This window comes from Bradyrhizobium iriomotense, from assembly GCF_018130765.1.
Lineage (GTDB): Bacteria > Pseudomonadota > Alphaproteobacteria > Rhizobiales > Xanthobacteraceae > Bradyrhizobium > Bradyrhizobium iriomotense_A.
This window is the reverse complement of sequence record NZ_JAFCJZ010000025.1, coordinates 42,168-64,415: the sequence shown is the minus strand read 5'-3', so window position 1 is coordinate 64,415 and position 22,248 is coordinate 42,168. Positions and strand designations below refer to the sequence as shown.

The 22,248-nt window shown below is 63.8% G+C and carries 17 protein-coding genes; 13 read left to right on the top strand and 4 right to left on the bottom strand.

Annotation, left to right across the window (positions count from 1 at the left end; all coding sequences use genetic code 11):
* The first annotated feature begins 54 nt into the window (after positions 1 to 54).
* Positions 55 to 930, top strand: coding sequence for an S-methyl-5'-thioadenosine phosphorylase (locus tag JQ635_RS32325; RefSeq protein ID WP_211413833.1), 876 nt, complete (start codon positions 55 to 57; stop codon positions 928 to 930).
* An 18-nt stretch (positions 931 to 948) separates the two neighbouring features.
* Positions 949 to 2,055 (top strand): S-methyl-5-thioribose-1-phosphate isomerase, encoded by a 1,107-nt coding sequence (gene mtnA / locus JQ635_RS32320; RefSeq protein WP_211413832.1) that lies wholly within the window; start codon positions 949 to 951, stop codon positions 2,053 to 2,055.
* Positions 2,056 to 2,150: 95 nt separating this feature from the next.
* On the opposite strand, the gene JQ635_RS32315 is transcribed toward mtnA, so the two are convergent.
* Entirely contained in the window at positions 2,151 to 2,786 is a 636-nt protein-coding gene (locus JQ635_RS32315) for an HAD-IA family hydrolase (RefSeq protein ID WP_211413831.1), read from the bottom strand.
* Positions 2,787 to 2,890: 104 nt separating this feature from the next.
* On the opposite strand from JQ635_RS32315, the gene JQ635_RS32310 reads away from it, so the two are divergent.
* Both JQ635_RS32310 and JQ635_RS32305 read left to right on the top strand, forming a co-directional pair.
* Complete coding sequence (locus JQ635_RS32310; protein WP_211413830.1) at positions 2,891 to 3,649, top strand: S1 family peptidase; 759 nt, start codon at positions 2,891 to 2,893, stop codon at positions 3,647 to 3,649.
* Positions 3,650 to 3,774: 125 nt separating this feature from the next.
* Entirely contained in the window at positions 3,775 to 5,277 is a 1,503-nt protein-coding gene (locus JQ635_RS32305) for a flavin-containing monooxygenase (RefSeq protein WP_211413829.1), read from the top strand.
* A gap of 237 nt (positions 5,278 to 5,514) precedes the next feature.
* On the opposite strand, the gene JQ635_RS32300 is transcribed toward JQ635_RS32305, so the two are convergent.
* Both JQ635_RS32300 and JQ635_RS32295 read right to left on the bottom strand, forming a co-directional pair.
* Complete coding sequence (locus tag JQ635_RS32300) at positions 5,515 to 6,441, bottom strand: response regulator (protein ID WP_211413828.1); 927 nt, start codon at positions 6,439 to 6,441, stop codon at positions 5,515 to 5,517.
* Entirely contained in the window at positions 6,425 to 9,796 is a 3,372-nt protein-coding gene (locus tag JQ635_RS32295) for a hybrid sensor histidine kinase/response regulator (protein WP_211413827.1), read from the bottom strand. The genes JQ635_RS32300 and JQ635_RS32295 overlap by 17 nt, the downstream gene beginning before the upstream one ends.
* 170 nt (positions 9,797 to 9,966) lie before the next feature.
* Here JQ635_RS32295 and urtA point away from each other — a divergent pair, with 170 nt between their 5' ends.
* The 9 genes from urtA (at position 9,967) to JQ635_RS32250 (ending at position 21,358) form a co-directional block, all read left to right on the top strand.
* Entirely contained in the window at positions 9,967 to 11,226 is a 1,260-nt protein-coding gene (gene urtA / locus JQ635_RS32290; protein WP_211413826.1) for an urea ABC transporter substrate-binding protein, read from the top strand.
* A gap of 135 nt (positions 11,227 to 11,361) precedes the next feature.
* A complete protein-coding gene (gene urtB, locus JQ635_RS32285) occupies positions 11,362 to 12,288 on the top strand; it encodes an urea ABC transporter permease subunit UrtB (RefSeq protein ID WP_018644389.1) in 927 nt (308 codons plus the stop codon).
* A 17-nt stretch (positions 12,289 to 12,305) separates the two neighbouring features.
* Positions 12,306 to 13,448, top strand: coding sequence for an urea ABC transporter permease subunit UrtC (gene urtC / locus JQ635_RS32280; RefSeq protein WP_211413825.1), 1,143 nt, complete (start codon positions 12,306 to 12,308; stop codon positions 13,446 to 13,448).
* Positions 13,449 to 13,512: 64 nt separating this feature from the next.
* Complete coding sequence (gene urtD / locus JQ635_RS32275; RefSeq protein ID WP_211413824.1) at positions 13,513 to 14,268, top strand: urea ABC transporter ATP-binding protein UrtD; 756 nt, start codon at positions 13,513 to 13,515, stop codon at positions 14,266 to 14,268.
* A 226-nt stretch (positions 14,269 to 14,494) separates the two neighbouring features.
* A complete protein-coding gene (urtE, locus tag JQ635_RS32270) occupies positions 14,495 to 15,184 on the top strand; it encodes an urea ABC transporter ATP-binding subunit UrtE (protein ID WP_211413823.1) in 690 nt (229 codons plus the stop codon).
* A 28-nt stretch (positions 15,185 to 15,212) separates the two neighbouring features.
* Positions 15,213 to 16,442 carry a formamidase gene (fmdA, locus tag JQ635_RS32265; protein ID WP_024336981.1) on the top strand — a complete coding sequence of 410 codons (1,230 nt, stop codon included), beginning with the start codon at positions 15,213 to 15,215 and terminating at the stop codon, positions 16,440 to 16,442.
* A 108-nt stretch (positions 16,443 to 16,550) separates the two neighbouring features.
* Complete coding sequence (locus JQ635_RS32260; RefSeq protein ID WP_211413822.1) at positions 16,551 to 16,928, top strand: FmdB family zinc ribbon protein; 378 nt, start codon at positions 16,551 to 16,553, stop codon at positions 16,926 to 16,928.
* Positions 16,929 to 16,972: 44 nt separating this feature from the next.
* A complete protein-coding gene (locus JQ635_RS32255) occupies positions 16,973 to 18,013 on the top strand; it encodes an aliphatic amidase (protein ID WP_100235893.1) in 1,041 nt (346 codons plus the stop codon).
* A gap of 270 nt (positions 18,014 to 18,283) precedes the next feature.
* On the top strand, positions 18,284 to 21,358 hold the full coding sequence (locus JQ635_RS32250; protein WP_246583907.1) for an autotransporter outer membrane beta-barrel domain-containing protein: 3,075 nt from the start codon (positions 18,284 to 18,286) through the stop codon (positions 21,356 to 21,358).
* A gap of 53 nt (positions 21,359 to 21,411) precedes the next feature.
* Here the strand turns inward: JQ635_RS32250 and JQ635_RS32245 are convergent, their stop codons facing one another.
* A complete protein-coding gene (locus tag JQ635_RS32245) occupies positions 21,412 to 22,242 on the bottom strand; it encodes an MlaD family protein (RefSeq protein ID WP_211413820.1) in 831 nt (276 codons plus the stop codon).
* Between the last annotated feature and the right edge of the window lie 6 nt (positions 22,243 to 22,248).

Below are 22,248 nucleotides of genomic sequence, written 5' to 3'. Positions count from 1 at the left end.
CAAAACTGGCATAGCTTTAACCATGTCGCACGTGGCGAACAGGGTGGAGCGAGTATGACGCAGGCGGTATTGGGCATCATCGGTGGCTCCGGCATCTACGACCTGCCGGGTCTCGAGGGCGCGCGCGAAGAGGTGATCGAGAGTCCCTGGGGCGAGCCGTCGGCTCCGTTGCGGCGCGGCTCCATCGCCGGCCTGCCGATCGTGTTCCTGCCGCGGCATGACAAGGGCCACCGGCTGTCGCCATCGGACATCAATTATCGCGCCAACATCGACGTGCTCAAACGGGCTGGGGTCACCGACCTGATCTCGCTCTCGGCCTGCGGCTCCTTTAGGGAGGAACTGCCGCCCGGCACCTTCGTTCTCGTCGACCAGTTCGTCGATCGCACCCACAAGCGCGAAAGCTCGTTCTTCGGCCGCGGCTGCGTCGCGCATGTGTCGATGGCGCACCCGGTCTCGCCGCGGCTGCGCATCCATCTTGCCGCGGCAGCCGAAGCCGAAGGCATCGCGATCGCGCGCGGCGGTACCTATGTCTGCATGGAAGGACCGCAATTCTCCACCTATGCGGAAAGCATGACCTACAAGACGCTGGGCTATTCGGTGATTGGCATGACCAACATGCCCGAGGCCAAACTCGCGCGTGAGGCCGAGATCTGCTACGCCACTGTCGCGATGGTGACGGATTTCGATTGCTGGCATCCCGATCACGATGCCGTCACCGTGCAGGACATCATCCGCGTGCTGACCTCGAACGCCGACAAGGCGAAGGCGCTGGTGGCGCGGCTGGCCAAGGATTTTCCGCGCGAGCACGAGCCGTGCCCGATCGGTTCGGACCGCGCGCTCGATACCGCACTGATCACGGCGCCCGAGGCGCGCGATCCCGAGCTCCTGAAGAAGCTCGATGCGGTGGCAGGGCGCATCCTGCGGGCGTGATAAGAAAGGCAGAACGCCATGAAGGTCGACGGCAAGCATTTCCGCAGCATCTGGCGCGAGCGTGACGGCTGGTCGGTCGGCGCGATCGACCAGCGCCGGCTGCCGCATGAATTCGTCATCGCGCGCCTGACCTCGTGCGAGGACGCCGCCGTTGCGATCCGCGACATGCTGGTGCGCGGCGCGCCGCTGATCGGCGCGACCGCAGCCTACGGCATGGCGCTTGCGATGCGCGAGGATGCCTCCGATGCCGGCCTGAAGCGCGCCTACGACACGCTCGTCGTGGCGCGGCCGACCGCGATCAACCTGAAATGGGCGTTGGATGAGATGCGCACGGCGCTCATCCCGATCGATCCGCTGGAACGGGCGGAAGCCGCCTATGCGCGTGCCGATGAGATCGTCGAGCAGGACGTCGAGATCAACCGCGGCATTGCCGGCAACGGCCTTGCGCTGATCGAAGCGATCGCGGCGAAGAAGCCGGGCGAGGTGGTCAACGTGCTGACCCATTGCAACGCCGGCTGGCTCGCCACCGTCGATTGGGGCACGGCGACCGCGCCGATCTACCTCGCGCATGAGCGCGGCATCAAGATCCATGTCTGGGTCGACGAGACCCGACCGCGTAACCAGGGCGCATCTCTCACCGCCTGGGAGCTCGGCCATCACGGCGTGCCGCACACGGTGATTCCGGACAATACCGGCGGGCATCTGATGCAGCATGGTATGGTTGATCTTGCCATCGTCGGCACCGACCGCGTCGCCGCCAATGGCGATGTCTGCAACAAGATCGGCACGTACCTCAAGGCGCTCGCCGCGCACGACAATGGCGTGCCGTTCTACGTCGCGCTGCCGTCGCCGACGATCGATTTTGCCGTGAGTGACGGTATCCGCGACATCCCGATCGAGCAGCGCAGCGGCGTGGAGGTCACCGACATGACCGGCCGCACCGCGGATGGACGGCTGGAGACGGTGCGCATCGTGCCGGAGAACTCGCCGGTCGCGAACTACGCCTTCGACGTGACGCCGGCGCGGCTCGTCACCGGCCTCATCACCGAGCGCGGCGTGCTCAAGCCCGACCGCGCCGCGCTGGCGGCCGCGTTTCCGGAGCGCATCGCTGCGGCGGCGGAGTAGGCTCCCGTAGGGTGGGCAAAGGCGCGGAAGCGCCGTGCCCACCATCTGCTTGTGGTGGGCACGCTTCGCTTTGCCCACCCTACGGCATTTGCGAACTATGCCAGCTTCAACCCCGTCGCCTTCTCAAGCTCCGCGACTGCCTGCGCCCCACCCGTCACCTTGATCGTGGTCATGCCCATGTCGCGCGCGGGCTTCAGATTGACGCCGAGGTCGTCGAGATAGACGCAGTTCCTCGGATCGACCTTCAGCGTCTCGACCATCAGCTGGTAGATGCGCGGATCGGGCTTGCGCAGGCCGATCTTGGCGGATTCAATGACGTGATCGAACAGCACCATCACCTCGGCGATGTAGAGGGAGCGTCCGGTCATACTGCCGATGGCGTTTGCCGGCAAATTGTTGGTGATGCAGCCCGTCCTGAATTGCGCCTTGATCCGCTTCAAGGCCTCGACCATCTCCGGCCGCAGATGGCCCTGGAGCAGCGGCAGCACGTCGCGTCCGCGGACCTCCGCGCCGAGCGCGCGCGATTCGTCGGCGAACAGTTGATCGAACGTTTCGATGTCGACCTCGGCCCGCTCGAATTTGGCCCAGGCATTCTCCAGATGATTGGCTGCGTTGGTGCGCCGGATGATGTCGGCGGGCAGGCCGCGCGCGGTCTCGAACCGCGTGAACGCCTCGAACGGCGAGCTCGTCAGCACGCCGCCAAAATCAAAGATCACCGCCTCGATCGCCAAAGTCCTGCCCTCGTCTATTCCTTTCCAAGAGGGCTAGCATGCGCTATCGGCAAGGGCCAGTCCGAAGCAATCGTCCGCCCTCACCGATGCCGATGCGTGTTCCCATGAAGAAGCTTGCCACGTTCATCGCAGCCTCGCTGCTGCTCGCCACGCCCGCCTATGCCATCGTCGGCGGCGGCACGCCGCAGGCCGATGGCGTCGCGCGCGCCGTCGTTACCATCGTTGGCTCGCGCGGGAATTTCTGCACCGGCACCCTGATCGCGCCAAAACTGGTGTTGACGGTCGCCCATTGTGTGCAGCCCGGTGCCGACTACAAGATCGTCGATCGCGGCGCCGACGGTCAGCCGCAACTGCTGAACGTCCGCACCGTCGCGATCCATCCGAACTTCAACATGCAGGCGATGCAGGCGCATCGCGCCACCGCGGACGTTGCATTGCTGCAACTGGAAATTCCACTCAAGGGAAAATCGACGGTGCCGGTCGGCATGCCGAATATTCCGATCCAGGTCGGCAGTCGCTTCGTCATCGCCGGTATCGGCGTCACCGTGCGCGGTGACGGCAAGAGCGGCGGCGCGACGCGTGTTGCAGGCCTTGTGGCGACAGGGCAGCCTGGCACGCTGCAGATCCGGCTGGTCGATCCCGTAACCAACGGAGTTCGCGATGGAATTGGCGCCTGTACCGGCGATTCCGGCGGTCCCGTGTTCGAGGACAAGCCGAATGGTGCGATGCTCGTCGGCGTCATCAGCTGGTCCACGGGACCGAACGGCGCCGCCGGCTGCGGTGGCCTGACCGGCGTCACGCCGCTCACGCTCTATCGCGACTGGATTTTGCAGACCGCGCGGAGCTGGGGTGCGCCGTTGTAGTTTGATCGCGACTTGATCTATGTCATTTTGTAGCGGAAGCGCGATGGGCGACCATGCCCGTCGCGGAGGAAACGCGCCGTCCGGTCAAGGGCGGCCACAAAAACAAGCAAGGCATAGAAGCAACAATGAATGTCGCTGTACGCAGTCACGCCACCACCAAGCAGGCCTCGGAACATTTCGACGTGCTGATCGTCGGCGCCGGCATCTCCGGCATCGGCAGCGCCTATCATATCGAAAAGCAGCTGCCGGGCACGAGCTACGTCATCCTCGAAACACAGGCGACGTTCGGCGGCACCTGGAGCACGCATCGCTATCCCGGCATCCGCTCGGACAGCGATCTCCACACCTTCGGCTACAGCTTCAAGCCCTGGGTCGGCCCGCCCATCGCGACCGCCGAGGAGATTCTTTCCTACATGAAAGAGGTGATCGACGACAACGATATCGCCCGCCACATCCGCTACAAGCACCAGATCAATTCCGCGAGCTGGTCGAGCGAGCAGAATCTCTGGACCATCGAGGCGACGACCACCGATACGGGCGAGGCAAGGACCTTCACCGCAAACTTCCTCTGGATGTGCCAGGGCTATTACCGCCATTCGGAAGGCTACACGCCGGAATGGAAGGGCATGGACCGCTTCAAGGGCCGTATCGTCCATCCGCAGACATGGCCCGACGATATCGATCTCGCCGGCAAGAAAGTCGTCGTGATCGGTTCGGGTGCGACCGCGGCGACGCTGGTGCCGAACATCGCGGACAGTTGCGCGCACGTTACCATGCTGCAGCGCTCGCCGACCTATTTCCGGCTCGGCCGCAACGCCATCGAGATCGCGGAGGAACTGCGCCGGCTTCAGGTCGACGAGGAATGGATTCACGAGATTGTCCGCCGCAAGATTCTGTTCGAGCAGGATGCGTTCACGAAGCTCTGTCTGGCCAAGCCCGAGCAGGTGAAGAAAGAACTGATCGGCCAGATCAGCGCGGTGCTCGGCCCCGATTACGACGTCGAGACACATTTCACGCCGAGCTATCGGCCGTGGCGGCAGCGCATTGCCTTCGTGCCGGACGCCGATCTGTTCAAGGGCATTGCCAGCGGCAAGGCCTCCGTCGTCACCGACGAGATCGAATGCTTTGTCGAGAACGGCATCCAGCTCAAATCGGGCAAGCTGCTGGAGGCCGATGTCATCGTGACCGCGACCGGCTTCAATCTCTCGGCTCTCGGCGACATCGCCTTCGAGATCGACGGCAAGCCGCTCGCCTTCGGCGACACCGTCACCTATCGCGGCATGATGTTCACGGGCGTGCCGAACATGGTCTGGGTGTTCGGCTATTTCCGCGCCAGCTGGACATTGCGCGTCGATCTCGTCGCCGATTTCGTCTGCCGCCTGCTCGGCCACATGAAGGCCAAGGGCAAGAAGAAGGTCGAGGTGAGCTTGCGCCCCGAAGATCACAACATGCCGATCCTGCCCTGGATCGATCCGGAAAACTTCAACCCCGGTTACATCATGCGCAACATGAACCTGCTGCCCAAGCGCGGCGACAAGCCGGAATGGCAGCACAGCCAGGATTACTGGACCGAGATGAACGAGATCCCGAAGACGGATCTGGACGACAAGGCGTTTGTGTACGGGTGAGGGAGGCGTTTGTGTAAGCGGCAGTAAACGGCGCTACACACACCGCTGTCGTCCCGGGGCGCGAAGCGAACCCGGGACCCATAACCACAGGCAGAGGTGGTTACGGGGACTCGGAGTTGCCAACTCGCGCCAAACTACGTCCTGTGGCTATGGGTCCCGGATCTGCGCTTCGCTTTGCTGCGCTTGTCCGGGACAACACCGTTTGTTGGGTGAACGGCGTACCAACTCACCTGCGAGCTACGAATTCCTTCGCGTCGCATTCGCCGCAATCGCTGCCGCGGCCGTCCGGTTCTCCACGCCGAGCTTGGCGTAGATCTGCTCGAGATGCTTGTCGACCGTGCGCGGGCTCAATCCCAGGATCTGCGCGATGTCGCGATTGGTCTTGCCCTTGCTGAGCCAGGCCAGCACCTCGCCTTCGCGGGTGGTGAGGCCGAGCTCGCTGGTGAACTCGGGCGGCAGCGCGGTGCCGGCTTCCTTGGACAGCCGCAGCAGGAATTCGTTCGGCGCGGTCTCGCCCATGTAATAGAACCGCAGCTGCGGATTGTCGGGCAGGGAGGCGGCTTGCGACTTCGCGCTGCCCTTGCCCTTGACCTGCTCCAGCCATTGCAGCAGCGACGGCGGCAGGACGAAATCGTCGGCCTGCGCGCCGTGATGATCGGCCAGCAGCTTCTGTGCCTGCGGAGTCGCCCAGAGGATATGGCCCTGGCGGTTGACCGCGAACAGGAAGCGGCCGGAGACGTCGAGCGCGGCACGCGCGCTCTGGGTCAGGCGGGCGTTGCCGAGATGGACGCGGATACGCGCCAGCATCTCCTCGATCACGATCGGCTTGGTTACGTAGTCGACGCCGCCGGCGTCCAGCCCACGCACGATGTGCTCGGTTTCGGCAAGGCCGGTCATGAAGATCACGGGAACATTGGCGAGGCCCGCATCGCGCTTGAGGCGGCGGCAGGTCTCGAATCCATCAATGCCGGGCATCACGGCATCGAGCAACACGATGTCGGGCGTGATCTGGTCGACGATGCGCATCGCGCTCGCGCCGTCGAGTGCCACCATCACAGTCATGCCGGCGCCGTCCAGCGCATCGGTGAGCAGCCGCAGCGTTTCGGGCGAGTCATCGACAACGAGCGCGACGTCGCGCTTCTTTGGTTCAATGCTCATAAGCATGCAACGTCTTCAATGTGGCCATGTACTGGTCGAGATCGAAGCGGTCGACCAGCGACCGCATCTGCGCGACGAAGTCGGCATGCTCCGGATGCTCGCTGCCGATCTCGTCCAGCTTGAGCTGGATACCCTTGACGTAGCCGATCTGGCCGAGCCCGATCAACGCCTCGATGTGCCGCGCCGGCGGCCGCGAGCCGCTCTCGGGCCGCCAGAACGGCACCGCGATCTCGTCGGAGCCGTACTGCCATTCGATCTTGAGAAGCTGGCGAATCGTCTCCAGCAGCCGCGGAATGTCGATCGGCTTCATCAGATAGCCGTCGTGGAAAGGTTGCGCCAGTGGCGTGCCGTGCGCCTCCAGCGCGCTCGCCGACACCATCAGGATGCGCGCCTGGTGATGGCCGCTGGCGCGCAAGGCTTCTGCAACGGCCCAGCCGTCCATGGCCGGCATGGAGATGTCGAGCAGGAACAGATCGGGCCGGCAATGTTGCGCGAGTGCCAGGCATCCCGCGCCGTCGGGCGCGCTGAGCAGGATGAAGCCGAGCGGTGTCAGCACTTCGCGCAAGAGGTCGCGATGCACGGGGTCGTCGTCGGTGATGAGGATGGTCTTGCGCGCACCGTGATAGCCGGAGACCGGCGCCTCCACCGGCGCGATGCGTTGCGGATTGGTGACCTCCGACAGCAGGATCTTGACCTTGAACGTGCTGCCGGTGCCGACCGTGCTCGTGACCTTGATATCGCCGCCCATGACGCCGGCGAGCAGCCGGCTGATGGTCAGGCCGAGGCCCGTTCCGGTCTGCGGCTGCGCGACACCGAGCGCACCGCGCTCGAATGGCGCGAAGATGCGCTCGAGATCGTCGCCCTGGATGCCCGGGCCGGTGTCGATCACCTCGAACTCGGCAACGGGGCTGCGATAGTGCACGACGAACTGCACACTGCCGGTCTGGGTGAATTTGATGGCGTTGGAGAGCAAATTGATCAGCACCTGGCGCAGCCGCTTCTCGTCGGCATAGACCACGACCGGTAGATGCGCGGGGCGTCTGAACACGAAGTCGATGCCCTTGGCGGCGGCCTGAAGACGGAACATGCCGACAAGCTGGTCCAGGAATTCGCTCAAGCGAACCTCGTCGCGCGACAGATACAGCCGCCCCGCCTCGATCTTGGAGATATCAAGAATGCCGTCGATCAGGCCGGAGAGGTGATCGGCGCTGCGGCGGACGACGCGAACCTGGTCGCGCGGCTTGGTGCTCAGCGTCGAATCCTGTTCGAGCAGCTGCGCATAGCCGCTGATCGCATTCAGCGGCGAGCGCAGCTCGTGGCTGAGGCCCACGACATAGCGGCTCTTGGCGAGGTTGGCGGATTCGGCGACTTCCTTGGCGCGTTGGAGCTCGGCGTCGGTACGCTTATGCGCGTCGATCTCCTGGATCAGCAGCGTGGTTTGTCGTCGCGTCTCGGCCTCCGCCGCGCGGCGGCTTTGCTGCGCCAGCACGAACAGCCAGGCGACCACGCCGATGATGATGCTGAGCGAGAAGAACACTTTCCACAGCACATTCGAGACCAGCATGTTCTCGCCATGCACGCTTGCCGAGGTCTGCAGATAGATCAGCCCGAGCACCAGCGCGACGAGACCGGCGGAGACCACGAACACGCCGATGTAATGGCCGAATTGCGAGTTGATCCGCTGATAGATCGGCTGCGGCAGGATCTTGCCGAGCGCCTCGGCGAACTGCACTTGCGCCCGCGCATGCGGCTTGCAGAGATCGTGGCAGCGGGCATCGAGCGAGCAGCACAGCGAGCAGATCGGGCCGGCATAGGCCGGGCAGGAGGTAGTGTCTTCAGGCTCGAAGCTGTGCTCGCAGATACAGCACTGGATGGCCTCGATATTGGCCCAGCTCCGCTTCGGCTTGCGCGCGATGTAGAATTTGCCGTCGGTAAGCCAGGCGATCACAGGCGCGGTGACGAAGGCGACCGTCAGCGCGACGAAGGCGGCCAGCGCCTTCATGGTCGGGCCGAACAGGCCGTAGAACGCCGCGACCGAGACGATGATCGCGAGCGTCATGGCGCCGACGCCGACCGGATTGATGTCGTAGAGATGCGCGCGCTTGAATTCCATCTGCGGCGGACGCAGGCCGAGCGGCTTGTTGACGACGAGGTCGGACACCAGTGCGCCGACCCAGGCGATCGCGACGTTTGAGTAGAGCGCCAGCGTCTGCTCCAGCGCCTTGTAGACGCCGATCTCCATCAGCAGCAACGCCACCATCACGTTGAACACCAGCCAGACCACGCGGCCGGGATGGCTATGGGTCAGACGCGAGAAGAAATTCGACCAGGCGATCGAGCCGGCATAGGCGTTGGTGACGTTGATCTTGATCTGCGACAGCACCACGAAGATGCCGGTCAGCGCCAGCGCGAGGTCCGGCTCGGACAGCACGTAGCGGAACGCCACGAGGTACATGTGCGCGGGCTCGGCGGCCTCCTCGGGCGGCACGCCGTGGCTGAGCGCAAAGAAGGCCAGGAACGAGCCGGCCAGGAGCTTCAGCGCGCCGAGCACGATCCAGCCCGGCCCCGCGCTCATCAGCGCGATCCACCACGAAGCCTTGGAGGCGCGGCGATCGCGCGGCAGGAACCTGAGGAAGTCGACCTGCTCGCCGATCTGCGCCACCAGCGAGAACACCACGGACGACGCCACGCCGAACAGCAGCAGATCGAAATGCCCGTTGAGGTCGCCGTGCTCGCCGGAGAACTTGCGCCATTCCGTAAAGGAGTGCGGGTTGGCCCAGGCGATCGCGACGAAGGGCAGGATGTGCAGGACGACCCAGAGCGGCTGCGTCCAGAGCTGGAAGCGGCTGATCAGCGTGATGCCGTAGGTCACGAGCGGGATGATCGCCACGGCGCTGATGAGGTAGCCGATCGGGCGCGGAATGCCGAGGCACATCTCCAGTGCCGTTGCCAGGATCACCGCCTCCACCGCGAAGAAGATGAAGGTGAAGGAGGCGTAGATCAGCGACGTCACGGTCGAGCCGATATAGCCGAAGCCGGCACCGCGGGTCAGGAGGTCGATGTCGATGCCGCATTTGGCGGCGTAATAGGCAATCGGCACGCCGCAGCAGAAGATGATGGTGGAAACGACGAGGATCGCCGCGGTGGCGTTGGTGACGCCGTAATTCAGGGTGATGGTGCCGCCGATCGCTTCCAGCACCAGGAAGGAGATCGCGCCGATCGCCGTGTTGGCGACGCGGGCGGCGGACCATCGCCGCGCGCTCTTGGCGGTGAAGCGCAGCGCGTAGTCTTCCAGCGTCTGGTTGGCGACCCATTGGTTGTACTGGCGCCTGACGCGGTCTATTCGCTGCCGCCCTGCCACTCTTTACCCCACTCCCGATACGGACCCGGAGCCCTCGCAAATCCCGTACCAAAAGCCTACGTCGGTATTTTGCGGTGCAGTATACGCGATCTTGCGTATGCTTGCGCTGCACAAATTCGAGCCATCCTCACGGCACCAATCCAGTGTTCTCGAACAAAAGTGGGGTGCTCATGTCAGACGAAGCAAACAAGGGCCTGTTGTCGCCGCTCCGGCGCAAACTATTGATGGGAATGGCGGCCGTGCCGGCCATCACGATGCTGCCGAAGGCGTCTTTCGCGCAGGCCCCGGCGACCTCGGCGGTCAACACCACCGGTCTTGCGGTTACCGACACCGAGGTCACGGTCGGCATCCTGCACTCGGCCACCGGCACCATGGCTATCTCCGAGACCGGCTCGATCGAGGCCGAGAAGCTCGCCATCGAGCAGATCAACGCCATGGGCGGCGTGCTCGGCCGCAAGATCAAGTTCATCCAGGAAGACGGCGCCAGCGACTGGCCGACCTTCGCGGAGAAGGCCAAGAAGCTGCTGGTCAACGACAAGGTCGCGGCCATCATGGGCTGCTGGACCTCGGCCTCGCGCAAGGCCGTGCTGCCGGTCATGGAACAGTACAACGGCATGCTCTATTACCCGACCTTCTATGAAGGTCTCGAGCAGTCCAAGAACGTGATCTACACCGGCCAGGAGGCGACCCAGCAGATCCTCGCCGGCCTGAACTGGATCGCCAAGGAGAAGGGCGCCAAGACCTTCTTCTTCATCGGCTCCGACTACATCTGGCCGCGCACCTCGAACAAGATCGCGCGCAAGCACGTCGAGAACGTGCTGAAGGGCAAGGTCGTCGGCGAGGAGTACTACGCGCTCGGCTCGACCCAGTTCAACTCGGTCATCAACAAGATCAAGCTGACCAAGCCCGACGTGATCTTCACCGACGTCGTCGGCGGCTCCAACGTCGCCTTCTACAAGCAGCTCAAGGCCGCCGGCATCGATCTCGCCAAGCAGCCGCTTCTGACGATCTCCGTCACTGAAGACGAAATCGACGGCATCGGCGGTGAGAACATCGCGGGCGCCTATGCCTGCATGAAGTATTTCCAGTCGCTCGACAATGCCAACAACAAGACCTTCGTGCCGGCGTTCAAGAAGGCGTGGGGCGAGAAGACCGTGATCGGAGACGTCACCCAGGCTGCCTATCTCGGCCCGTGGCTGTGGAAGTTGACGGTCGAGAAGGCCGGCTCCTTCGACGTCGACAAGATCGCGGCGGCCTCGCCTGGTGTCGAGTTCAAGGGCGCGCCGGAAGGTTACGTGCGCATCCACGAAAACCATCACCTCTGGTCGAAGACCCGGGTGGGACGCGCCAAGCTCGATGGCCAGTTCGAGCTGATTTACGAGACCGCCGATCTCGTCGAGCCGGATCCGTTCCCGAAGGGCTACCAGTAAGAGCAGCGGCGTTCGGCGCCGTTTCCCCAAAGGCAAAAACCGCTCCCTGGCGTGGATCGCAAGTCCATGCCCAAGACCCCCGCGTCGCGACTCTGCATCGCGACGCGGGACCCTATTCCCCGACGGAGGACATCGATGTTCGGCGACTACTCGCTTGGTGACCTTGGCTCCATCTTCGTCATGCAGGGCTTTGCAGGACTGATCCTGTTCTCGGTCTACGTCCTGATGGCGCTCGGTCTTGCGATCATCTTCGGCCAGATGGGCGTCATCAACATGGCCCATGGCGAGTTCATGATCCTCGGGGCCTACGTCACCTGGATGACCTCCAACCTGTTCCAGACCTACATGCCGAGCCTGTTCGGCGGCTACTTCTTCCTCGCGATGATTCTCGCATTCTTAGCATCCGGCGCGCTGGGAATGCTGGTCGAATGGGTGCTGATACGGCATCTCTACAAGCGCCCGCTCGATACGCTGCTTGCGACCTGGGGGCTCAGCCTGATGCTGCAGCAGGCGTACCGTTCCGTGTTCGGCGCGCGTGAGGTCGGCGTCGAGCTGCCGCAATGGATGCTCGGCTCGCTGCACGTCACCGACAGCATTGAAGTGCCAATCAACGGCGTCTTCGTGATGTGCCTCACCGTGCTAATCACGGTCGGTGTTGCCTATGTGATGTACAAGTCGCGCTGGGGCCGCCAGGTGCGCGCCGTCGTGCAGAACCGCATCATGGCCGGCGCCGTCGGCATCAACACCGAGAAAGTTGACCGCTACACCTACGGTCTCGGCTGCGGCATCGCCGGGATCGCCGGCAGCGCCTTTACCATGATCGGCTCCACGGGGCCGACCTCCGGCCAGCTCTACATCGTCGACACGTTCCTCGTCGTCGTGTTCGGCGGCGCTGCGAGCCTGCTCGGCACCATCGCCTCGGCCTTCTCGATCTCGCAGACGCAATCCACCCTCGAGTTCTTCATGTCGGGCTCGATGGCCAAGGTGCTGACGCTGCTCGCCGTTGTCGGAATCCTGATGCTGCGGCCGCAGGGGCTGTTCGCCCTCAAGGTCCGCAAGTGAGAAATGGGGCTGATGTTATGACCGACAATCGGTTCTTCAATCGATCGGAGCTGATCGGAATTCTGGTGCTCGCGGTCTTCCTCGTGGTGGTCCTGCCGCTCACGCTGGATGTCTTCAGGCTCAACCTGGTCGCAAAATATCTGACTTACGCCTTCGTCGCGCTGGGCCTCGTGATCTGCTGGGGTTACGGCGGCATCCTGAGCCTCGGCCAGGGCGTGTTCTTCGGGCTCGGCGGCTACTGCATGGCGATGTTCCTCAAGCTCGAGGCCTCGAGCGTGGAGAACACCAAGATCCAGTCGACCCCGGGCATCCCCGATTTCATGGACTGGAATCAGATCACGGCGCTGCCGTTCTTCTGGAAACCCTTCAACAGCCTCACCTTCACCATCGCCGCCATCATCCTCGTGCCCGGCATCTTCGCACTCATCATCGGCACCGCGATGTTCAAGCGCCGGGTCGGCGGCACCTATTTCGCCATCATCACCCAGGCGGTCGCGGCCATCCTAACCATCCTGATCGTTGGGCAGCAGGGCTACACCGGCGGCATCAACGGCATGACCGACCTGCGCACGCTGAAGGGATGGGACATCCGGCCCGACCACGCCAAGGTCGTGCTGTACTTCTTCGAGGTTGGTCTCCTGTTCGCCTGCATCATGATCGCGCAGTTCGTCCGGCACTCCAAGCTCGGGCGCATCCTGGTGGCGATGCGGGAGAAGGAGGACCGCGTCCGCTTCTCCGGCTACAGCGTCGCGAACTTCAAGATCTTCGCCTTCTGCATCGCCGCAATGTTCGCAGCGATTGGTGGCGCCATGTTCGCGCTCAATGTCGGTTTCATGTCGCCGTCCTTCGTCGGCATCGTGCCCTCGATCGAAATGGTGATCTACACCGCGGTCGGCGGCCGGCTGTCGATCCTGGGTGCGATCTACGGCACGCTGCTGGTCAACTTCGCCAAGACCAGCCTGTCGGAAACCTTCCCCGAATTGTGGCTGTTTGGTCTCGGCGGCCTGTTCATCGCCGTGGTGCTGGCCTTCCCGAACGGCCTTGCCGGGATCTGGGGCGATTATGTGCAGCCACGCATCGATCGCCTGATCGCCTCGCGCAAATCGAAACCCGACGGTTGGACCGACAGCTCGGTCGCCGACGGCGCCCCGGCGGAGTGAGGAGATCATCATGCTCGTAGGTCACCACGATGCCGATGCCGCGCTGGGAATGAGGAGATAGGTCATGCTCGTCGGTCATCAGCCCAAAGAGTTTCTGCTCGCCGTCGAAGCGCTGACCGTCTCGTTCGACGGGTTCAAGGCGGTCAACGATCTCTCCTTCTATGTCGACGAGAACGAGATCCGCGTCATCATCGGTCCCAACGGCGCCGGCAAGACCACCGTGCTCGACCTGATCTGCGGCAAGACCAAGGCCACGTCCGGCTCGATCCAGTTCCGCGGCAAGGAGCTGACGCGGATGAGAGAGAACGAGATCGTCAAGACCGGGGTGGGGCGCAAGTTCCAGAACCCGTCGATCTACGACGATCTCACCGTGTTCGAGAATCTCGAGATCTCCTATCCGCGTGGCCGCTCCGTGTTCGGCGCGCTGACCTTCACTCGCGACGCCGCCGTGCGCGACCGGGTGCATGAGGTCGCCGAGATGATCTTCCTGAAGGACCGGCTGCACATGAACGCCGATCTGCTCAGCCACGGCCAGAAGCAGTGGCTCGAGATCGGCATGCTGCTGATCCAGGACCCGGACCTCCTGATGCTGGATGAGCCCGTCGCCGGCATGAGCGTGTCCGAGCGCGCCCAGACGGCGGAGCTGCTCAACCGCATCATCAAGAACCGCTCGGTGCTGGTGATCGAGCACGACATGAAGTTCGTCGAGGACATCGCGCACAAGGTCACCGTGCTTCACCAGGGCCAGATCCTCTCGGAGGGGACGATGGAGAAGGTGAAGAACGACCCCAAGGTCGTCGAAGTCTATCTGGGGCATTGAGATGACGAAGTCGGGCGAGTCTGCTGCGGCGGTGACGGTCCACCTCTCCCCTTGTGGGAGAGGTCGGATCGCATCGTCAGATGCGATCCGGGTGAGGGGTATCTCTCCGCGAGTCGAACTGCCTCTCGCATCCGTGGATGCATACCCCTCATCCGTCGCGGGCTTCGCCCGCGCCACCTTCTCCCACAAGGGGAGAAGGAAGGCATACCGAGCCTAGGAGCGCATCATGCTGGCAATTTCCGATCTTCACGTTGCCTACGGCCAGAGCGAGGTGCTGCACGGGCTCAACGTCAAGGTCGCGCCGAACGAGATCGTCGCGATCATGGGCCGCAACGGCATGGGCAAGACCACGCTGATGAAGTCGCTGATGGGCATCCTGCCGACCAAGAGCGGCTCGGTGACCATGGACGGCGCCGAGCTTGGCTCCTTGCCGAGCTACGAGCGCGTTGCCAAGGGCCTCGCTTATGTGCCGCAGGGCCGCATGATCTTCTCGACCATGACCGTGAAGGAGAACATCGAGACCGGTCTCGTCGTCTCCGGCGGGTCAGAAGTGCCTGAAGACATCTATGAGCTTTTTCCGGTGCTGCTGGAGATGAAGGGCCGCCGCGGCGGCAACCTCTCCGGCGGACAGCAGCAGCAGCTCGCGATTGCACGCGCACTCGCGACCAAGCCGAAGGTGCTGCTGCTGGACGAGCCGACCGAAGGCATCCAGCCGTCAATCATCAAGGAGATGGCGCGCACGCTGAAGCGCATCCGCGACGAAAAGGGGTTGTCGATCGTCGTCTCCGAGCAGGTCCTGAGCTTCGCGCTCGAGATCGCCGACCGCGTCCTGGTGATCGAGAACGGCGAGATCGTGCGCGACGATCCGCGCGATGCCGTCGATGCCGCGCAGGTCTCGAAATATCTGTCCGTCTAACCAACCGTAGTAAAAGGGGAGCATCTCGATGCCAGAGACACTGATCAAGGTCGATCTCACCAAGTCGGCTTACGAAAATGATATGGTGCACAACCGCTGGCACCCCGACATCCCGATCGTGGCCTGGGTCAATCCCGGCGACGATTTCATCATCGAGACCTATGACTGGACCGGCGGCTTCATCAAGAACAACGATTCCGCCGACGACGTGCGCGATATCGACCTGTCGATCGTGCACTTCCTCTCCGGTCCGATCGGCGTCAAGGGTGCCGAACCCGGCGACCTCCTCGTTGTCGATCTGCTCGACGTCGGCCCACTCAAGGAGAGCCTGTGGGGCTTCAACGGCTTCTTCTCCAAGCAGAATGGCGGTGGCTTCCTGACCGACCATTTCCCGCTGGCACAGAAGTCGATCTGGGATATCAAGGGCCTCTACACCTCGTCGCGGCACGTGCCCGGCGTCAACTTCGCCGGCCTGATCCATCCCGGCCTGATCGGCTGCCTGCCCGATCCGAAGATGCTGGAGACCTGGAACAAGCGCGAGGCCGAGCTGATCTCGACCAACCCGACCCGCGTGCCCGGCCTTGCCAATCCGCCGTTCGCGGCGACCGCGCATGGCGGCCGTGCCAAGGGCGATGTCAAGGCCAAGATCGGCGCCGAGGGCGCGCGCACGGTGCCGCCGCGCGAGCATGGCGGCAATTGCGACATCAAGGATCTCTCGCGTGGCTCGAAGATCTACTTCCCGGTCTACGTGCCCGGCGCGGGTCTGTCGATGGGCGATTTGCACTTCAGCCAGGGCGACGGCGAGATCACCTTCTGCGGCGCCATCGAGATGGCCGGCTGGCTGCATCTGAAGGTCGAGGTGATCAAGGACGGTATGTCGAAATACGGCATCAAGAACCCGATCTTCAAGCCGTCGCCGATCACGCCGAACTACAAGGACTATCTGATCTTCGAGGGCATCTCGGTGGATGAAGCCGGCAAGCAGCATTATCTCGACGTTCACATCGCCTATCGCCAGGCCTGCCTCAACGCCATCGAGTATCTGAAGAAGTTCGGCTACTCCGGCGCCCAGGCCTATTCGATCCTCGGCACCGCTCCGTGCCAGGGCCACATCTCCGGCGTGGTCGACGTGCCCAATGCCTGCGCCACGCTATGGTTGCCGACCGAGATCTTCGATTTCGACGTGATGCCGTCGGCGGCCGGACCCATTAAGCACATCACCGGCGATATCCAGATGCCGATCTCGCCGGACAAGTGACGCTGCGCTCCCTCTCCCCGTTCTCACGGGGAGAGGGTTGGGGTGAGGGGCTGTCTCCGCATAAGCGGTAGCCGTGAGCTGTGTTGAACACGCGTTAGGGATGATGCGATGCCGGTCTATGAATATCTCTGTGACGACTGCGGTCCGTTCAAAGACCTCCGCCCGATGGCAGAATGCGACGATCCGCAAAGCTGCCCGCACTGCGAGACCATGGCGCCGCGGGTGATCCTGACCGCGCCGAATTTCTTCTGCATGCCGGCGGACAAGCGCAAGGCGCACGCCGTCAACGAGCGCAGCTCGCACGCGCCGCAGACGCTGGCGCAATACAAGGCCTCGCACGGCCCGGGCTGCGGCTGCTGTTCCTCGGGCAAGACCGTGAAGGACAAGAACGGGGCCGAGAAGAAGAAGCCCGCACGGCTGATGACCCAGAGCAAAAGCGGCGCCAAGGGCTTTCCGACCGCGCGGCCCTGGATGATCAGCCACTAACCCACGCGATGATCTCACACGAATAAAAGACAGGAGCGCTCAACATGCTTCACGGTGATATCTCCAGCAGCAACGACACGGTCGGCGTCGCGGTGGTCAACTACAAGATGCCCCGCCTGCACACCAAGGCCGAGGTGCTCGACAACGCCCGCAAGATCGCCGACATGATCGTCGGCATGAAGGTCGGCCTGCCCGGCATGGACCTCGTGATCTTTCCGGAATATTCCACGCAAGGCATCATGTACGACTCCAAGGAGATGTACGAGACGGCGTCCGTGGTGCCTGGTGAAGAAACCGCGATCTTCGCCGAGGCCTGCCGCAAGGCGAAGGTGTGGGGCGTATTCTCGCTCACCGGCGAACGCCACGAGGAGCATCCGCACAAGGCGCCCTACAACACCCTGATCCTGATGAACGACAAGGGCGAGATCGTGCAGAAGTATCGCAAGATCATGCCGTGGGTGCCGATCGAAGGCTGGTATCCCGGCAATTGCACCTATGTCTCCGAGGGCCCGAAGGGCCTCAAGGTCAGCCTGATCATCTGCGACGACGGCAATTATCCGGAGATCTGGCGCGATTGCGCCATGAAGGGCGCCGAGCTGATCGTGCGTTGCCAGGGCTACATGTATCCGGCCAAGGAGCAGCAGGTCATGATCTCCAAGGCGATGGCGTGGGCCAACAACGTCTATGTCGCGGTCGCCAATGCCGCCGGCTTCGACGGCGTCTACTCGTACTTCGGCCACTCCGCGATCATCGGCTTTGACGGCCGTACGCTCGGCGAGTGCGGCGAGGAGGATTACGGCATCCAGTACGCGCAGCTCTCGAAACATCTGATCCGCGATGCGCGCCGCAATGGTCAGTCGCAGAACCATCTCTACAAGCTGGTCCACCGCGGCTACACCGGCATGATCAACTCCGGCGACAGCCCGCGCGGCGTCGCAGCGTGCCCGTATGATTTCTACAAGAACTGGATCAAAGACCCCGAAGGCACGCGCGACATGGTCGAGGCGATGACCCGCTCGACGCCGGGCACCGACGAGTGCCCGATCGACGGCATCCCGAATGGGGCAGCGGCCAGCAATTACTGAGCCGCCGCGGATGCCGCCGGGCGCGACGCTGGCGCGAACCCGGTGCGCAGAATGAGAGTATTGGCCCTGCAAAACCGTGGCGCGGTTGCAACATGGCGCTCGGATTCTGCTTCGGTTGTGGTCCAAACGGACGCATTTCAGCGGCCCCGTAGTTTTGCGGAGCTTCGTCCTGGCCTAAGTTCCCGCCGGAATTGCTGGGAATGGGGGTGTGGCGTGCAAGGCGAGGGGCCAGGGAGGCGGCAGGGTCGACTGCGCCGATTCGTCGCTGCATTGCTCGCCGGCGTATCGGCGGTCTTCGTCGGCCTCAGCCTTTGCGCGACGCCCGCCAACGCACTCTGTGCACCCGATCCGGCCACGACAGGCCAGACTGTCACCTGCAGCGGCACGGATGCCGACGGCTTTCAGGCCGGCGTCGGGGTCGACAGCCTCAATGTCAACGTGCTCTCCGGCGCGACCGTGAACGACAACGGGACGCTCTCGATCGGCGTCAACAATTCCAGCACGGTCACCAACAACGGCAGTCTGTCGGCCGGCTCGGGCCTGATCGGTATCGGTGTCGACAGCGCGAACACCGTGACCAACAACGGTACCATCACGGTGCTCGACAACGGTCGCGGCATCCTTGCGATCGATCATAACGTCATTGCCAATGCCGGGACGATCGCGGCCGGCAACAGCGGCATTGCGATTTCGGTCGGTGACAGCAACACCGTCACCAACAGCGGCGCGCTGTCGATCGGGGCGTCGGGGGCGGGCATCTTCGCCGGCCAGAACAACACGATCACGAACGCCGCGACGGGCACGATCACCGGCGTGGATGACTCGATCGGCATCTACGCGGTTAGCGGCGTGACCATGACCAATGCGGGCGCCATCACGGTCGGCGATTCCACCGGCTTCTCCGGCGGCATTCTCGTGATCAGCAACAACAACACGATCACCAATACGGCCACCGGCAGGATCACGGTCGGGCAGAACGCCGCCGGCATCTACATGCAAGGCAACGTTCAGACCGTCAGCAATTTCGGCACGATCACGGCGGGCGATTTCGGCGTCGGTATTGCCGTGTTGGGCGATGACTCGAAGATCACCAATGGCGGCACGATCACGGTGGGGGACACCGGATCGGCCGGCATTTCGCTGCAGGGCGACCGGGCCACGATCAGCCAAAGCGGCACGATCACTGTCGGCCAGGCCGGCTGGGGCATCCTCTATAACGGCTCGTCCTCCACGATCACAAACAGCGGGCGGATCACGGGCGGCGATGCGACCGAAGGCATCTTCGCGGTCGGCGACTCCAACACCATCACCAATAGCGGCACGATCACCGTCGGCACGTTCGGCGTCGGCGTCGACGTAAGCTCCTTCAGCACGACCAACCAGATCGTCAACACCGGCACCATCACAGTCGGCGCCAATGGCACAGGCATCATGCTGAGTGGTGGCGGCAGCGTCTTCAACTCCGGCACCATCGACGCCGGCGCGTCGGGTGCTATTGCGATCGACTTCTGCGGCTGCGGCAACAACACGCTCACCCTTGGCCCCGGCAGCGTGATCAACGGCCAGGTGCTTGCATCCGGAACTGACACGTTCCAGCTCGGCGGCACCGGCAAGGATACGTTCAATCTCGACCTGATCGGCACTGGCCTCCAGTACGACGGCTTTGCGACCTTCAACAAGATCGACAGCTCGACCTGGACCGTGACCGGCACCGGCAATCAGGACTGGACCGTGCTCGGCGGCACGCTTCTGCTCGCCGGCACCATCAACGGCACCGTGACCGTCGCGAGCGGCGGCACGTTCGGCGGCGTCGGCACGGTCGGCACGACCACCATCAATGGCGGCACGCTGGCGCCGGGCAATCCGACCGGCACGCTCACCGTATCGGGCGACCTCACCTTCACGTCGGCGTCGAGCTACATGGTGCAGGTCTCGGGCGCCAGCAACGGCCTTGCGGTCGTCACGGGCACGGCGACGCTCGGCGGTGCAACGGTCGTGGTCGTCCCGACCGGCTCGATCGCCAAGCACTACACGATCCTGACTGCGACGACGCTCCCCGATGCGTTCAACCCGGTCGTTGCGGGGCTCTCGTCGAACCTGCACGCGACGCTCAGCTACGATCTTCACAACGTCTACCTCGACCTCGCGCTGGGCTATGGCGGCGGCCTCAACATCAATCAGCAGAACGTCGCCAACGTGCTGACGAATTATTTCAACAGCACCGGCAGCCTTCCCGTGGCGCTCGCCAATCTCTCTCCGGCCGGCCTCACACAGGCCTCCGGCGAATCGGGCACGGGCTCACAGCAGGCGACCTTCAACGCGATGAACCTGTTCATCAATCTGCTGACCGACGTGTTCGGCTCGGGGCGTAGCGGTGCACCTGATGCGACTCCGTTTGCCGACGAGGCGAGCGCCTATGCCGCGACCGGCAAGAACGCGCGTGACAGAAGCGCGCGCGATGCCTTCGCCTCGATCTACCGCAAGGCGCCGCCTGCGACCTTCGAGCAGCGCTGGGACGTCTGGGCAGCCAGCTATGGTGGCTCGCAGACCACCGACGGCAACACTGCCCTCGGCTCCAACACCAGCAGCAGCAGCGTCTACGGTACGGCGGTCGGCCTCGATTACCGCTTCTCGCCGTCGACGATCGCCGGTGTCGCGCTGGCCGGCGGCGGCACCGGCTTCAACACCAACGGACTCGGCTGGGGCCGCTCCGACCTGTTCCAGGCCGGCGCCTTCGTGCGGCACACGGCGGGATCGGCCTATATCACCGCCGCGCTCGCCTATGGCTGGCAGGACGTCACCACGAACCGCATCGTCATCGCCGCAGGCGTCGATCAATTGCGGGCGCAGTTCAACGCCAACTCGATCTCGGGACGCGTCGAGGGCGGTTATCGCTATGCCACGCAGTGGATCGGTCTCACGCCCTATGCCGCGCTCCAGGCCACCATGTTCAGCCTTCCGAACTATTCGGAATTCGCAGTGGTCGGCAACAACACCTTTGCGCTCAACTATGCGGCCAAGGACGTGACCAGCACCCGCACCGAGCTCGGCCTGCGCGCGGACAGGTCATTTGCGGCGGCCGGCGGCCTGATGACCCTGCGCGGCCGGCTCGCCTGGGCGCATGACTTCAATCCGGACCGCACCGTCGGTGCGGTGTTCCAGACGCTGCCGGGTTCGGCCTTTGTCGTGAACGGCGCCGCTCAGGCGCGTGATTCCGCGCTGACCACGGCGTCGGTGCAGATGAACTGGATGAACGGCTGGTCCGCGTCGGCAACTTTCGAAGGCGAGTTCTCGAACGTCACGCGGTCCTATGCCGGCAAGGGCGTCGTGCGCTACGCGTGGTAGGACTCGTCGCTGGATCAGGCGGGACTGCCACCCTCGAGGGGAGGGTAAGAAGGCTACTGCTTCTTCTGCGGAGGCTTGCGTGGCGGGCGCGGGACGACAGCGGGCACGGGCGTGCCGGCCATCTTGTTGGCGGTCTCGCTGACGTCGAGCAGCGAACGGCGAATATCCTCGAGGTAAACAGCCGATTTCTTCTTCATGGTGTCCGCGAGCTCGCGCAGCCCCTGCACCTTCTCGAACAGCTCGTCGACCTTGCCGTCGACGAAGCCGGGCACTACGCCCTCGATCTTGGTGACGGCCTTGTCGAATCCCGCAAAGGCGGTGTCGACCTTGGCCATCACGGAATCGATCTCGCCACCCTTGCTCCTGAGATCGGCGGTAGTGGTCTCGAATGTGCGCAGGCCCTCCTTGATCGCAGGGGCGTTGCTCACGATGGTGCGGTCGACGCTGTGCAGGGTGTCGACGATGGATTCGACGTCGCTGAGATCGGCGGTGAGCACGGGAATGCCGTCCGAATCCAGCGGTACCGGCGGCGCGGAGGGCGCTCCGCCGATCAAGGAGACCGCGGCGACGCCGGTGAGACCCTGGAACTCGATACCGGCCACGGTGTCCTTGCGGATCGGCGCGGAGTTGTCGAGCATCACCAGCGCCACGACCTTGCGGGGATTGTCCAGCTTGATCGACAGGATCTGGCCCGCGAGCACGCCGTCAAAATTGACCGGGCCGCCGCGGCGCAGGCCGCTGGCGGAGCCGCCCTCGAACACCACGCGCAACTGGCTGCGGCTCTGGATGGTGCGCCATTTCTGCACCCCGAGCAGGCCGCCGAACGCCACGGCGATCACCGCCAGCGTCGCCGTTCCGATCACAAGATTGCTCGCGCGTGCCATGAGGCT